Origin of the sequence: Bradyrhizobium pachyrhizi (assembly GCF_001189245.1) — a bacterium.
Lineage (GTDB): Bacteria > Pseudomonadota > Alphaproteobacteria > Rhizobiales > Xanthobacteraceae > Bradyrhizobium > Bradyrhizobium pachyrhizi.
Genome location: NZ_LFIQ01000088.1, coordinates 189,983 through 204,182, shown reverse-complemented (window position 1 = coordinate 204,182; position 14,200 = coordinate 189,983). Strand labels below are relative to the sequence as shown.

Sequence of the window (14,200 nt, the reverse complement as noted above, 5' to 3'; positions counted from 1 at the left end):
CGATCGCCTCGACGAACTCGGCGCGCGTGGCAAACGGGAAGTCGGCGCCACCCCACAAACCCAGACGCTGGGCGTAGGCGAGATTGTGGACCGTCGTGGCACCGGTTGCCGACACATAGACGACGCGGGCATTCGGCAGCGCGTGCTGGAGCCTCAGGCCGGCACGCCCCTGCTGGGAGGCCGCCTGGTCGCCGCGCTCGCCCTTCTGGCCTGCCGCGTTCTGCATCGCGTGGCTCTCGTCGAAGACGATCACTCCGTCGAATTCGGAGCCCAACCATTCGACGATCTGCCGAACGCGCGAAAGCTTTTCACCGCGCTCGTCGGTTCGCAGCGTAGCGTAGGCGGTAAATAGGACGCCTTCCGAAAGCCGGATCGGCGTGCCCTGGCGGAAACGCGAGAGCGGCGTCACGAGCAGCCGCTCCATGCCGAGCGCCGACCAGTCGCGCTGTGCATCCTCGATCAGCTTGTCCGATTTGCTGATCCAGAGTGCGCGGCGGCGACCCTTGAGCCAATTGTTGAGCAGGACGCCGGCGACCTGCCGCCCCTTGCCCGCGCCGGTGCCGTCGCCCAAGAACCAGCCGCGGCGAAAGCGGACAGCCTTCTCAGCGTCGTCGCGGGCGGCAGCCACCACGTCAAAAGTCGCATCGACCGTCCGGGAGCCCGCAAGAAATTCGGAATGCGCCTCGCCGGCGTAAATGACGCTCTCCAGCTGGGCGTCCGACAGGATGCCATCCGCCACGAGACTGGCTGGCAGATGCGGCCGATAGGATGGCCTTGGCGGCGCGACAGATGCCATTGCAGCCGACTGCACGAGCTTGGTCGGATGCGCGTGCGCGCCCGGAATACGGATCGACTGCAATCCGTGTTCCTCATAAAGCGCATCGAAAAGCCGGGCACCTTCCGGCGGCGACCACTCGACCGTCTCGTACGAAAGTTCGACGCCTTCTGGCGCGGCGTCGCCGGAAGTAGAGGGCGGACATGGTGCAGAGGCGCCGAGGGATCGTGACATCAGAGGGCGTCTGGCGACGTTGATCACGACAGGGGCGGCAACAGGCAACCTCGGAGGCACATGCTGGGTCACCAAGTCGAGCAAGGTAGCGACATCGCCCGCCATGCCAAGCGGAGCCGGAAAAACGTTCGGGTCTGCCGCGTGCTGCTTGTCGATGACAAGCAGCCGTGTGTCGATCCGTGTTCCGTGTTTCGCGTAGACGGCGCCGTCGACCGCGGCAGAGAAAACAACTCGCCCGCGTTCCTGAAGGCGAACGAAGGCATCTCGCCACGCCGGATTGTCCGGCCCGAAGCCTGCACTGGTGATGGCGACCAGACGCCCACCGTCGCAAAGTCGCGCCAAGGCCGAAGCGATGTGCCGGAGCGCTGCGTCCGCCATTCGTCGATCGACATTTGCCAGCGCCGAGAACGGCGGGTTCATCAAGACGACGCTAGGTACGAGGTCGGCTTCGAGGTGATTATCGATCTGGGCGGCGTCGAACCGAGTGACCTCAATGCCGGCGAACAGATGATCGATCAGCTCGGCACGGGGTTCGGCCAACTCGTTCAATATCAGGCTGCCGCCGGCGAGTTCGGCGAAAATGGCGAGCAAGCCTGTCCCGGCGGAAGGCTCCAAGACGCGGTCGGCGGGTGTAATCGCGGCTGCGGTACATGCAGCCAGCCCCAGCGGGATCGGCGTCGAGAATTGTTGAAGCGCCTGGCTGTCCTCGGAACGCCGCGTATGGGTCGGCAGACAGCTCGCGACTTTCGCGAGCATCGGCAGCATCGCGGTGGTCGAACCAGCCTTGGTCCGCATGGCCGGACCGAACTTGCGAAGGAAGAGAACGGTTGCCGCCTCGCAGGTGTCATAGGCGGTCTTCCAATTCCAGGCACCGGCCGCGTCCGAGGCGCCGAAAGCAGCCTCCATGGCGTTGCGCAGGACTGCGGCATCGATGCGCTGGCCGCGTTCGAGATTGGTCAAGAGCTGTCGCGCAGCCCTGACCGCAGCGGAGGTGATAGTGGCAGCGGCACGCATCGAGAGCGGCGCAGCGGCAGCGTCGCCGGCGAGAGATTCGGTCATGGGGATTTCTTTCGGAGAGCAGGAACGGGTCGAACCGCCCGGCGCTCTCCTCAAGACCACGGCGATTCAAACCCTTCCCGGCCCCACTCTCCCTCTCAGCCGTCTCGCAATAAAAATGGGGACCGGCGCTGCACACCGGTCCCCAAGCAAGTGCCAGACGGCTGGAGCCACCCAGTCGGCGATGCTACTCAGCCGCATCTAGCTGTTGCGGATCCTCGTCGCCGGCGTTCTCCGCATCCTCCTCGCCGGCGAGGAATTCCGGCAGCGGGCCCGCTTCACCTTCCTGCTCCACCGAGGACAGGCTGAAATCGACGAGACGCAGCGGCTCCGGCAGCCAGCCCGAGCCATCCAGGAGACGCTCGGCCTCCTTGGCCATGTCAGCCTTCTTCAGATGGTTGATCAGTTGCGCCGACGACTCGCCCTTGGCTTCCCGCACCGCCTCGAGAATACGAGGCTTGGTGACTCGGCCGAGATAGTTGTCGACGGTCGGTCTCCAACCAGCCTGCACCATGTCGAGTGCGGCAGCGCGCGCAAGCACGTCGGCCTGGTCAAGACGCGTGCGGACGCCGTGGGCTGAGACGCGACCCTGATTGTAACGATTAGCCGGCTCATAGACGGCGTTGACCGCAAAGGACGCACAGTGGGCGAACAGCGATGCCTGTGCATCACCATCGAGAGCCGTCAGCGCGTCCCAGAGATCGTTCTCGCTCTTCGGCAACCGTGCCTTCCAGGCCTCATGCCGCGCCTCAACAGCCTTAGCCGAGACGCTTTCCCTCAGCCCCGGAGCTTGAGCGGGAAAGGTTGGCGTGCGCAGCCCGATCTCAAGGCAGCTCCCGGACGAAGCAAACCGGTAAAAGGCCGTCAGCACGAAGTTGTGCAGCACCGCCTGGAACGCGACCGCAGGATTTTCCGCCAGCGCGTCCCGCAATGCCAGCGTTCGGTGGGCCGTGAGCTCGATGATGAGCCGATCCGGCAATGGCCTTGCCGGGTCTTCATCATCCTCCTCCGGTTCGGTTGATGGTGCGGCGACCGAGATCGCCGTGCGCGTTGCGGAAGCGCCAGTCTCCTGCCCGTCAGGCGACGACGCATCGGTGCCCCGCTCGACCTCGAAATCGACCGCAGGCGCCTCATCCTCAGGCCGAACATAGCCCCGATCGACGGAAAGCCGCCCTTCGGAATCGATGCTGACGAAGACGCCGGCCCGAGCGATCTCGGCCGGATCGTAAACCATCGACCGGTCTTCGAACGCAGTCAGCGCGGCCTCGATCTCGCCAAGACGCTGATCGGCCTCCGCGGGCAGTTCATCCGCATCCTGATACTCGGATTCAAGCTTTGCCTGCTCGGCGTTGAGAGCATCGATGGTGGCCTGCTCGTCGGGGGAGAGATCGACAGGCTTGCCCTCGATTTCTCGCAGGCCATCAGTATTCCCGTAGGGAAAATCGACGGCGGCCACCGAAATCCATTTCCATCCCTCGGCGGCGATCATCTCGGCCTCGGCTTTGAGCTTCTCGGTGACAAGACGATCGAGCAAGGCGACATCCTGAACCCAGCCGCCATCATCGTGTTCGAACAGGTCTCGCAAGACGCCGCCACCGGCGCGCTCATAAGCATCGAGCCCAATGAACTGCACGCGGCGATCGGACGCCCGCACGGTATTTTCCGTCAGCATCCGCCGGATCTGATAAGGTTCATCGTAGCCCGAACGGCTGACATTCTCCCAGACCTGCTCCTGCCGCGTCTGATCGGCGGTGACCGAGAAGGCCATGAGCTGCTCGAGTGTCATGCCGTCTTCGGCATAGACGTCGTGCAACTTTGGCGATACGGACGCCAGCCGGAGTCGTTGCTTCACGACGGCCGGTGTCACGAAGTGCCGAGACGCGATATCCTCTTCGGACATACCGGCGCCACTCAAGGTCTGGAAGGCTCGGAACTGATCGAGCGGATGAAGCCCGACCCGCTCGTCGTTCTCCGCAAGTGAATCGTCTTCTGCGATGCCGCCCTCGCGCACCACGCACGGAACGGCCTGCGTCTTCGCCATCCGCTTCTGCTTCACGAGAAGTTCCAGCGCGCGATAGCGCCGGCCGCCGGCCGGCACCTCGAACATGCCGGTCTCATTGCCTTCCGCGTCCAGGACCGCCCGCACGTTGAGACTTTGCAGGAGCGTACGCTGCGCGATGCTTTCCGCGAGCTGCTCGATCGAAACGCCCGCTTTCACGCGCCGGACGTTGGACTGGCTGAGCACCAGCTTGTTGAACGGAATGTCGCGTGAGGGCGACAGCGTGATCTTTTGGACAGCCTTCGTCATGTCGATTCTCCACGACGGGCGGCCGGGAGCCTCTCTCTCGGCCTCCAACCCGTCGCGAAATCCGCAACTCCCCTCTCACTCTCGTTTCCGAAGCGACTGGGAGATCTTCACGCTGCCTCCTGCTCCGCTCTCTCGGTCGTCACGTCAACGACGGACTCCGGCAGAAAGCCAAGGAGATAATCCGCAACCTTGCTGGCTTGTGAGGCAGCTCGCACGATCGCGCGATTGTCCTCGCGCAGCACCTCGAGCCAGGAGCCGATATAGTCGGCATGTCGCACCGTCGGCACGATATCGAGCGACGCGCAACTGAACGCAGCCGATATCTCCGCGATCAACTCCTCAAAAGCATACTTCTTGGTACCGTAGCCGCCTGACAAGTCGCGGTTGAGACGCGACTGATGGCCGCTGGCATGCGCCAGCTCGTGCAAGGCGGTTCGATGCCAGTTGATCGGCTCGAAATAGGCTTGCGGTGGCGGCACCTGCACATAGTCTTCTGCCGGCGCATAGAATGCGCGGTTGCCGCCGATGCGGAAGTTGATGCCGGTCGCCTTGATGAGCTTTTCGACCCGAGGCTCGATCAAGCCTGGCGGCGGAGGCGGCGCCGTCGTCGCGATCTCCGAAGGCAAGTCGTCGCATTGGTCAGTGTTAAAGACCGTGAAGCGCTTCAGGAACGGAATGGCCTGCGCTTCGTCGCCCGTTTCGCTCGCGCGCCGCTTTTCGTCGACTGGTACAAAGCGGTCAGCATAGACCACGGTCGTCCCGTGCTCGCCCTTGCGGACGTGACCACCGAGCGACAGCGCCTGCCGGAAGGTAAGCCAGCTCTGACCTGTGAATGCGTGTTCGGTGGCCGCCCCCCAGAGGATCAAAATATTGATGCCGCTGTATTGGCGGCCGGTCGCGGCGCTTTTCGGCATGGCCAAAGACGCCTTCCCAGCGGCGCCCCAAGGCTGCACCCATGGCACTCGGCCTGCCTCAAGTTCAGCGATGATCTTGTTGGTGATATCGTCATAAAGGTTTGCCCGGTCCTCACCGGTGCGCGCCCGAGGATAGTGTCTGGACATCGCGGGTCTCCGCGACGGGCGCCGCGAGCCTCTCTCGCAGCCTGTAACCCGTCACGGCAATCCCCATTCAGCTCTCTTCCTCTCAGCCTCTTGCGCGGAAACGACGACGCGTGACGCCCCGCCTTCGCTCGCAAGTGAGAGAATGCGACAATCTGCGGAGCGACCCACCTTACGTCCCATTTCTTCATGGGATGTGCCTGGACTGCTTAGGGCCGCAGGCCCTGACCAGGCGTGCGCCAACGGCGCATCGCTCCACTAAAATGGCACCCGGAGAGCGTGAGCATAGCGACCCGAAGGGGCACGCGGGTCCGAGTGCAGCGACGAGACCGGTTAACAGCGGCACCCGGGAACGGGGCAGTGATAGCGATCGCCGAAGGCGAGCCCCTTTCCCGAGTGCCCCCGGCGAGGAGCTCCGCAGTCTCTGCGCGAGGGATCGAAGCCGGACGGCGTGCGCCGTTGTGGCGTGAAGAAGAAGGGAGTGTTCGAAAGAATGGAGCCTACTGGTTTGGCTCTTATCTGCCCGACTTACCGGTGTCGGAAACGACTGAGACCTCGAAAGAGGAACGGGACCAGAGCATGTCGGGAAACGTCTCGAAATCGGGCGCCGCAGCCCGGTGGAGAGCACAAAGGTAAGGTGTGCATGGTGAAAGCTGTATTGCCTGAATCCCAGTTTCCAGTTGCCAAAGGGCTGGCGGTAGCGAACGCGGCTGACACGCTACGCCACGCGGGGCAGATCGCACCGGCCAGTGCGAACTGCCACCAGTTCGCGTGGGACGACCACCATCCGTGGGTCAAGGAAGCGAATGGGACACCTAAACACACCGCAACTCCCCACACACGCAACTACGGGATCGCCTGCAGCAGGTTCGTTCGCGAACCTGTATGGCGACGGAGCCGTCGTAGTACCCAAATGCCCGGCGTAATGGCCGGGACAACCGCCGCGAGGCGGACGATCATGCGTATAAGACCGGGTGACCGGTTCGAAAGCGCCTCCGATCGGGGGAAGGACGATGCCGCTAACAACGGCATGTGCAGTATGCGTAGAAGAGATTCTTCAACGGAGAGGTTCTGCTGATGCAGGCCGTTACCATCCAGAGGAGAATTGAATCACTTCCGACCTTGTCGCGGTCGGGCAAGCGAATCAATGGCCTTCACCGCCTGATGAGATCTCCATTTCTCTTCGAGCGGGCCTACGAAAAGGTCTCCCAAAATAAGGGAGCTTTGACGCCTGGTGTTGACGGCAAGACCTTCGACGGCATGTCGCTGGCGAAGCTCGCCGACCTCGCCTGTAGCGTGGCAGAGGGCACATATCGCTTCCGACCTGTCCGACGGGTGTACATCCCGAAGGACAACGGCAAAACACGACCGCTGGGTATCCCTACGGTGGAAGACCGGCTCGTTCAGGAGGCGGTCAGGATTCTGCTCGAAGCGATCTACGAACCTGTGTTCCTCGATGAGTCGCATGGGTTCCGCCCGGGACGATCCTGTCATACCGCACTCAAGTCCATCAAGAAGACCTGGACGGGCTGCAAGTGGCTAGTCGAAGTGGATGTACGTGGGTTCTTCGACAACATCGACCGTGACATTCTGCTTGGGCTTCTAAAGAAGCGGATCGATGACGACAAGTTCATCGGTCTGATCGAAGGAATGCTCAAAGCAGGCTACATGGAAGACTGGGTCTACGGGCGCACTTACAGTGGCACGCCACAGGGCGGCGTTGTCTCGCCCTTGCTCGCCAATATCTATCTGCACGAGCTGGACCAGCACATGCAGATGATGAAGGCGGGATTCGACAAGGGTCGCGATCGACGTCCATTCCCGCGCTACGCAGCGTTGGAACGGCGCGTCCTTAGTCTCCGCCGGAAAATTGAACGGCTCCGCGCCGAAGGCGCGGATCGGGCCGAGATCGATGCTGCATTCGCGGAGATCAAAGCCGTCAATCAGGAAAGACGGAAAGTGCCTTCCGTCGATCCGATGGACCCCAACTTCAAAAGGCTTCGCTACTGCCGGTACGCCGACGATTTCCTCATCGGCGTGATCGGGAGCAAGCGGGAAGCGTGTGAGATCATGGCTTGCGTCGAACAATTCCTGACGCAGACGTTGAAGCTCGGCGTGTCGCCCGAGAAAAGTGGGGTCTACGCCGCTTCAAAGGGAGTGACCTTCCTGAGCTACCGCATCTCGACATACACATCCTATGGGGCTGGACGTAAATCCAACCGCACGGGACCGGATGGACGGACCTGGCGCGTGGTACGCCGGCCGACCACCGGCAATGTCAGTTTGCGAGTGCCGCGGAAGGAGGTTACCGAGTTCTGCAGGCGACATGGCTATGGCGATCTCGCCAGAAAAACTGGCCGTCCGCGCGAGCAGTTCTTGGTTACCAGCGATATCGCAACCGTCCTCGCCTATAACTCAGAGTTCCGTGGCTTTGCCAACTACCATTCGTTTGCTGATGACTTCAAGGGCGCCTTGGGGCTGTTGGAGCTTGTTGTGTTCCGCAGCCTCGTGAAGACGCTGGCGATGCGACATCGGACGACGAGAGCGAGAACCATGGCGCGTCTGTGGAATGGTACGGACTACGAGGTCAGCTCTGTGGTCCGTGGTAAGCTTCGCAACATCAAGCTGTGGAGGTTGAAGCATCTGACCCAAACCTACTGGACAAGTCCTGTAGTCGACAACGTCACAGCAGGGGCGTGGTGGGTCAAAAGCCCAAATGATCTGATCGATCGCCTCAACGCTCGCAGATGCGAAGCGTGCAGCGATACGACCGGACCATTTGAGATGCATCATCTCCGCCGCCTAGGAGACTTGCGAAGCGGATCGCTGACGGTCTGGAAACGGGCCGGTTGGCGGCGCAAGACAATTGTCCTGTGCCCGTCATGCCGTGCAGCCGTCTCTGGTCGAGAGCATGCGCGTACGGAAAGCCGTGTGCATTGAAAGGTGCCCGCACGGTTTGGGGGGAGGCGTAGGGATATCCTCCTCGAGGTGTCCCGCGCCTACCCTACCGAGACGCCATGCGGCTCGGTTGACGAGAGCCCGGTGCGGCGAAGCCGCACGCGCCCCTAACGAGAAGCAGGCCGTTCCCGATCGCTAATTGCACACCAAACCTTGCTCGCTCGTCATTGCGAATTCTAGCCCTGTGCTAACGGGGAACGAATGACGGACATAAGGATTCGTCGTAATGGAGCTATCGCAATGCTGATGACGCGCGAACGAAGGCCAGCGATACGGACGCTGCGCGGATGGGCAATCCACGTGCTTCAGGAAGCTGGCGCCATCCGCGAGTGCGAAGAACACGGTTGGATGCAAGATCGCGCCGATCCCCATGCATGGGAGCGGGCCTTTGATATCGCCCGTGAGGACCCGCCAGCAGGCGTCTCCCCTGATGCAGCGGTGGCCGAGGTTCGTGACGTGCTGAACTCGGTCGGTGATACCTGTCCGGAATGCACCCCAGACTAGAAGGGCTGGTGTCGAGCCTCAACGCCAGCCCGGCCTTCCCATTTCAACGGCCCAGCTTCTTCTCCACGCGCTTGCGCGCATTCCCGACCTTTTTGACGGCCTTTTTCACGGCCGATGCCGACTTTCTGGTCTTCTTTGCCTCGTACTGCACTTCATAGTTCTGCCCGCCGGCCACCCGCGCCCGGTCCTGTTTTCGTCCGCGCGCCGTCTTCGCCTTCTTCGCTACCGCCATGGGTGCCTCCTGTTATGACATTCAAGCAACGCGAATGGGATTCTGAGGTTCCGGAACCATTCGAACTGTGCCAATTTGAATCGGCTGTAGCGTGGAGTTGTTCAGTGGCGTTTCAGCGTAAAAAGCCCGAGGCGATCGGCCTCAAGGCGCCCCTGCCCGGCTTCATCGAACCGGCCTTGGCCACCTCGATCGACAAGGTGCCGTCAGGGGCCCGTTGGATTCATGAAATCAAATTCGACGGCTACCGTGTTCAGGTCCACCTGGCCAATGAGGCGGCGACGATCTTCACCCGGCGCGGCCACGATTGGACGCATCGCTTCAAAAAGGTCGCCAATGACGCCTGGCGGATCAAGGCGAACTCGGCCGTGGTGGACGGCGAGATCGTGGTACCGTCTGCCGACGGCACCACCGACTTCTCGGTCCTGCAGAACGAGCTCAAGGGCAAGTCTAAGAGCATCGTGCTCGTGGCTTTCGATCTGCTCTATCTGAACGGCCGCGATATCCGGAAGCTGCCGCTCTTTCAGCGCAAGGCCGAGCTCAAGAAGATCCTGAATGGCACCGACATCCAGTTCAGCGAAAGCTTCGAGATAGACGGCCGTGAAATGTTCGCGCACGCCTGCAAGCTCGGCCTCGAAGGCGTCGTCTCGAAGGTACGGGACAGTGCCTATCCGAAGGGACGCACGAACGACTGGGTCAAGAAAACCTGCGTGCAACGGGAGACGCTGACCATTGCCGGCTTTGCGCTCGATGGCACGAAATGGGATGGCCTCTATGTGGGCCGGCGCAAGGGCGATGATCTGGTCTACGCCGGCAAAGTCGACCACGGCTTCGACAAGGTCTCGGCCGCCGATCTGCAGAAGCGGCTTAAACCTCTGATCCGAAAGACCCAGCCCTATGCCAAGCGCATCAACCACAAGGGCATCTGGGTCGAACCCAAGCTGCTCGCCGAGATCGAGTATCGCGCGAAGTCGACCGAGGGAAAGGTCAGGCACCCGTTCTTCCGAGGCCTGCGGAAGGACCTGTGATGGATGCATTCGATCGCTTTTGGCAATGGGCGGACAAGCCACTGGACAGCCTGCTCACAATCCCCGCCGAATTGCACCGCGCCGTCATGGAGCTCGCTCCGGAGGATCGGCGCGACCGCGCCAAGCTCAACGATGCGGCGGCGCGTACGAAGTAGGATTACCCGTGAAGTTACCTTGGACGTCATTCTCGTCGGAAAGCGGAGTCTGGATTTCGTGACCTAGAGGGGCTTCGTCCTGACTGAACTTTGCCCGCTCCAATTCCGTAGCGAGGGTTTTGAAGTGCTCTGCCAATCGGGTGAACAGCTCACGCTTTTTAGGATCGGTCGCCAAGTCGCGGATCATTTCGCATTCCGCGGTCTGGACCTGAAGTTTTTCGAGATACAATTGGATGTCTTTCATCGGACATCACCTCGGCGGCTGCAAGCCGGGCGACGACAGCCATTTGTCGATGCGGGAGGCCGTCTCGATTTGCTCGATCTTTTGAAGCAACGCCTGCCTGGCTTCGCCGGGAGGAAGTGTTTCCGCCCATTTTTCGATGCGTATCTTTTCTGCTGCGAGCCATTCTGCGAATGAGTGAGGTGTCGACCGTCGTCGCTGCATGACGCTTCTCCGCGTTGAGGGGGCGGGAGCGCGATCGGTCTCTCGGTCACCGATAGGAGCCAAGCGCTGGGCGGTCATGTCAAAGTAGACACCCGCTTGGTTCCAGTGTCGAGTCAAATCGGAACCGCCGTAGCTTTCGAGGCGTAAGATTTAACCCCGCGCGCGCCGCAGCGCAGTTTCCAATCGGGCCTTCTCCTTATCCCACCGAGCTTCTTCGGCCCGCGACCTCTTGTCGAGAGCCTCGACCTCGGCCTGGATGGCTGCGGACCGTTTCGCGTGCTCCTGCTCGGCCTTGTCCAATGCAGCCTGCGCCTTGTCGACCGCCTGCTGACGGCGTTCGCGCTCCTTCTGCCTGGCCGCCTCCTCTCTTGCCCGCTCAAGCTCGCGGCGTCTGTATTCCCGGTCGTAGTCAAGAGCGGCCTTTCGCTCCGCGGCCTCGTCGACAGGGCGAGAGGAAGGCTTCTTCGCCTTTAGGCCTTTCGACTTGCGGGCAGTTTTCGTTGGTCTGCCGCCCCCAATATCCTTAGGCAGTTCGGCATGTTCGTTGAAAGGCCCGTCGGATCCGACCGCGCGCCTGAGAACGACGCCAGGCTTTGCCATGGTTGCGGCGATGACGTCCGGATCATCGCTTTCCTTCGCCGCGCCCTGATGAAAGAGATTGCTGTCTGCGCCCCACGCTTCGAGAGCCGCTTTCATGGAGGGAGCGGCTATCGCCAGATCGAAGAAGCCCAGCGAAGTCTGGTAGGTTTTCAGTTTTCTGGCCATCGGTCTTATCAGCCCTTCCCGTTCGATAGTCAGCGTCGGGGCGCTCTGGGAGTTGCCGGGGCATCTGACGGAACATGCCATGGCTTTGAGCGTTCCCTCATTCTTGAAGGACGTCCATGCATTACGCAACGCGCTCTGAAGGATTGGCCCTTGAATGAGCCGGACGTCGACCCTGCCCAAGCGCTTACAGCCGATGCTCGCTACGCTCACCGACGCGCCATTCGACGACCCCGGCTGGGTCTTCGAGGACAAGTACGATGGCTTCCGGATGATCGCAGAAATCCGACGGGGCAAGGTTGCACTCTACAGCCGCAACGGCAAGATCATCAGCCGCAGCTATATCGAGGTCGCCAAAGCGCTGGAGGGCGTGAAGGGCGACGCCGTAATCGACGGCGAGCTTGTTGCGATCGGAAAGGACGGTGTCTCGCATTTCCAGCTGCTGCAAAACGCGCTGCGTCATGAAGCGAAGCTCCTGTATTGCGCCTTCGATCTCATGTTTCAGAACGCAGCGGACTTGCGCAAACAGCCTCTTCTCGAGCGCAAGGAGCGGCTGAAAGCGATCCTGCCGCGCCATCGGCTGATCGCCTTCAGCCGCCACCGCAAGGCGAACGGCACGAAATTTTTCGCCGAGGCCGAGCGGAAGGGTCTGGAAGGCATCATGGCGAAGCGCGCCGACAGCGCGTATACGTCCGGAAGCCGGACGCCGGATTGGCTGAAGATCAAGACAGCCAAGCGGCAGGAAGTGGTGATCGCGGGCTTCACGGCGCCGAGGCGCACCAGGCCATTCTTCGGCGCCCTGGTCCTCGCCGTGCGGGAAGACGACGCATGGCGCTACATCGGACATGTCGGCACTGGCTTCAGCCACAAGGTCCTGGAAGACCTCCATGCCAAGCTCATGAAGCTCACGACCCCGAAATCACCTTTCCCTGCCAAAGTGAAGGACGAGGCCGCCACGACCTGGGTCAGGCCTTCGTTGGTTGCCGAGGTCAAGTTCGCGGAGTGGACGAGTAAGGGCGAACTGCGCCAGCCCGTCTACCTCGGGCTCAGGTCCGACAAGCGGGCGAAGGATGTCGTGCGCGAGCGAGAACGTCCGCGCAAATAGATCTTCCTTTCGGACGTAACCGGCAAACGGAACGAATGAACGCATTCGCCTCCTCCGCTGTGAATTCCCTCCGCGGGTCGTGCGTTCAGTCGCCTCCAAGATCGTGGATTTCCGGTCGCATGCTCTGAGAAGTGACTTCGAGCGTCGCAAGCGTGATCGGCAGCTTGAAGCGCCGCGGTCCCGCGCTGCCGGGATTCAGGTAGAGAATGCCACCGGTCGTGTCGATCTTCGGCACGTGGGAATGCCCAGACACGATAACATCGATACCGGCGCCAGGAGCAGCCTGCAGCGAATTCAGGTCATGCAGAACGTAGATCGACTTTCCCGCCAAGCTTACGAGTTTCGTGTCGGGGTATTCGCGGGTCCACTCGCCCTTGTCCACATTTCCGCGGATGGCGGTGACGGGCGCGATCCGGCGAAGCGCGTCAACGATCTCGGGGCGCCCGATGTCGCCGGCGTGGATGATGTGATCGACGCCCGTCAGGCCCCGTTCCGCCTCGGGCCTCAGCAGGCCGTGCGTGTCCGAAATGATTCCAATCCTGAACATTATTTCCCGGCGCTCTCAACGGCGATCGTCAAAAGACGATCAAGAAACTCTACCTGAGCGGACAGCATCTTGGTCCGCGCGAGCTCGATATCAAACCATTCCGCGCGGTCGACTTCGGGAAAGCTCTGCCGTCGACCGCTTCGGGGCGGCCATTCGATATCGAAGGTATTGCTGGACAACGCCACCGGGTCAAAGTGGCCCTCGCCAACGAATGCGATGACGCGCTTCCCTCCTCGTTGTCGGACTTCCCCCAGCGCCTTGAGTGGACCAATTGAAGCGCTCGGGCCGAGCTCCTCGGCAAACTCGCGTCGAGCGACGTCTTCCGGAGCATCATCGGCATCGATTTCACCCTTTGGAATGGACCAGGCGCCATCATCCTTCTTACGCCAGAACGGACCGCCGGGATGAGCGAGCAGAACCTCAAGCCCGCCAGCGTCCTTGCGGTAGGCGAGAATGCCCGCACTTAACTTTGATCGCCTGGAAGTCTTTTTCAGCGCAGCCATATCGCTCCCTGCCGCGGACGACGAAGTAACGGCCGTCTGTCATCACTGGTTGTTTCAGGACACGCTAGGCTGACTTCCGCTGCGGTTTGGCCGCCGGTTTCTTCGCCGCGGTCTCTTTCGCCGGCTTCTTGCCTGCGATCGGCATCAGCATTTCCTTCTGCCCAGCCGCCGCCTTGCGCGGCTTTTTACCTGGCTTTCTGGTAGCCTCTGTCGCGGCCCCCGCGTCTCTTCCAATGCTCTTGCGCAGCGCGTCCATCAGGTCGACGACGTTCTCGCCGCGGGGGCGCGACTTCGCGGTGATGGGTTTGCCGGCGCGCTTCTGGTTGATGAGATCGATGAGGGCGGTTTCGTACTGATCTTCGAACTTGTCCGGCTCGAAATGGCCTGCCTTCTGATTGACGATGTGCTTGGCTAGATCGAGCATATCCTTGGTGACTTTGACGTCCTGGATATCGTCGAAATATTCCTCCGCGGGTCGGACTTCGTAGGGATAGCGCAGCAGAGTCCCCATCACCCCCTTGGCCAGCGGCTCC

General features: G+C 61.6%; 15 protein-coding genes. 5 read left to right on the top strand and 10 right to left on the bottom strand.

The features are described from left to right. The 3 genes from AKL29_RS45215 to AKL29_RS21285 all read right to left on the bottom strand — a co-directional run. Positions 1–2,068: strawberry notch-like NTP hydrolase domain-containing protein (locus tag AKL29_RS45215; protein WP_244482238.1), on the bottom strand; the 2,068-nt coding region annotated here is incomplete at its 3' end. Positions 2,069–2,252: 184 nt separating this feature from the next. Then, positions 2,253–4,373 carry a ParB/RepB/Spo0J family partition protein gene (locus tag AKL29_RS21290; protein ID WP_050385489.1) on the bottom strand — a complete coding sequence of 707 codons (2,121 nt, stop codon included), beginning with the start codon at positions 4,371–4,373 and terminating at the stop codon, positions 2,253–2,255. Positions 4,374–4,480: 107 nt separating this feature from the next. Beyond that, the gene (locus AKL29_RS21285) at positions 4,481–5,434 is read right to left on the bottom strand and encodes an ArdC family protein (protein ID WP_050385488.1); all 954 of its coding nucleotides are present in this window, start codon (positions 5,432–5,434) and stop codon (positions 4,481–4,483) included. Between the two features lie 1,074 nt (positions 5,435–6,508). Between AKL29_RS21285 and AKL29_RS21280 the strand changes: the two genes are divergently transcribed. Next, positions 6,509–8,371: a reverse transcriptase domain-containing protein gene (locus AKL29_RS21280; RefSeq protein WP_050385487.1), complete on the top strand. Its 1,863-nt coding sequence runs from the start codon at positions 6,509–6,511 to the stop codon at positions 8,369–8,371. Between the two features lie 258 nt (positions 8,372–8,629). Further along, positions 8,630–8,893, top strand: a complete 264-nt coding sequence (locus tag AKL29_RS40875; RefSeq protein ID WP_082190645.1) for a hypothetical protein — start codon at positions 8,630–8,632, stop codon at positions 8,891–8,893. A gap of 43 nt (positions 8,894–8,936) precedes the next feature. On the opposite strand, the gene AKL29_RS21275 is transcribed toward AKL29_RS40875, so the two are convergent. Then, the gene (locus AKL29_RS21275; protein ID WP_050385486.1) at positions 8,937–9,125 is read right to left on the bottom strand and encodes a DUF3606 domain-containing protein; all 189 of its coding nucleotides are present in this window, start codon (positions 9,123–9,125) and stop codon (positions 8,937–8,939) included. 104 nt (positions 9,126–9,229) lie between these two features. Between AKL29_RS21275 and ligD (AKL29_RS21270) the strand changes: the two genes are divergently transcribed. Both ligD (AKL29_RS21270) and AKL29_RS43380 read left to right on the top strand, forming a co-directional pair. After that, the gene (gene ligD / locus AKL29_RS21270) at positions 9,230–10,150 is read left to right on the top strand and encodes a non-homologous end-joining DNA ligase (RefSeq protein ID WP_050385485.1); all 921 of its coding nucleotides are present in this window, start codon (positions 9,230–9,232) and stop codon (positions 10,148–10,150) included. Further along, entirely contained in the window at positions 10,150–10,305 is a 156-nt protein-coding gene (locus AKL29_RS43380; RefSeq protein WP_167350412.1) for a hypothetical protein, read from the top strand. The genes ligD (AKL29_RS21270) and AKL29_RS43380 overlap by 1 nt, the downstream gene beginning before the upstream one ends. On the opposite strand, the gene AKL29_RS21265 is transcribed toward AKL29_RS43380, so the two are convergent. The 3 genes from AKL29_RS21265 to AKL29_RS21260 form a co-directional block, all read right to left on the bottom strand. Continuing rightward, on the bottom strand, positions 10,277–10,549 hold the full coding sequence (locus AKL29_RS21265; protein ID WP_050385484.1) for a hypothetical protein: 273 nt from the start codon (positions 10,547–10,549) through the stop codon (positions 10,277–10,279). The genes AKL29_RS43380 and AKL29_RS21265 overlap by 29 nt on opposite strands. Before the next feature lie 6 nt (positions 10,550–10,555). Further along, positions 10,556–10,750 (bottom strand): hypothetical protein, encoded by a 195-nt coding sequence (locus AKL29_RS40870; RefSeq protein ID WP_082190643.1) that lies wholly within the window; start codon positions 10,748–10,750, stop codon positions 10,556–10,558. Between the two features lie 150 nt (positions 10,751–10,900). After that, positions 10,901–11,515 carry a hypothetical protein gene (locus AKL29_RS21260; protein WP_050385507.1) on the bottom strand — a complete coding sequence of 205 codons (615 nt, stop codon included), beginning with the start codon at positions 11,513–11,515 and terminating at the stop codon, positions 10,901–10,903. Positions 11,516–11,669: 154 nt separating this feature from the next. On the opposite strand from AKL29_RS21260, the gene ligD (AKL29_RS21255) reads away from it, so the two are divergent. Then, positions 11,670–12,617 (top strand): non-homologous end-joining DNA ligase, encoded by a 948-nt coding sequence (gene ligD / locus AKL29_RS21255; RefSeq protein WP_050385483.1) that lies wholly within the window; start codon positions 11,670–11,672, stop codon positions 12,615–12,617. Between the two features lie 85 nt (positions 12,618–12,702). On the opposite strand, the gene AKL29_RS21250 is transcribed toward ligD (AKL29_RS21255), so the two are convergent. The 3 genes from AKL29_RS21250 to AKL29_RS45210 form a co-directional block, all read right to left on the bottom strand. Further along, positions 12,703–13,167 carry a metallophosphoesterase family protein gene (locus AKL29_RS21250; protein ID WP_050385482.1) on the bottom strand — a complete coding sequence of 155 codons (465 nt, stop codon included), beginning with the start codon at positions 13,165–13,167 and terminating at the stop codon, positions 12,703–12,705. After that, positions 13,164–13,667: an NUDIX hydrolase gene (locus tag AKL29_RS21245; protein ID WP_050385481.1), complete on the bottom strand. Its 504-nt coding sequence runs from the start codon at positions 13,665–13,667 to the stop codon at positions 13,164–13,166. The genes AKL29_RS21250 and AKL29_RS21245 overlap by 4 nt, the downstream gene beginning before the upstream one ends. A gap of 64 nt (positions 13,668–13,731) precedes the next feature. Next, positions 13,732–14,200, bottom strand: a 469-nt coding sequence (locus tag AKL29_RS45210; RefSeq protein ID WP_488230425.1) for a Ku family protein, incomplete at its 5' end; no start/stop codon positions are given.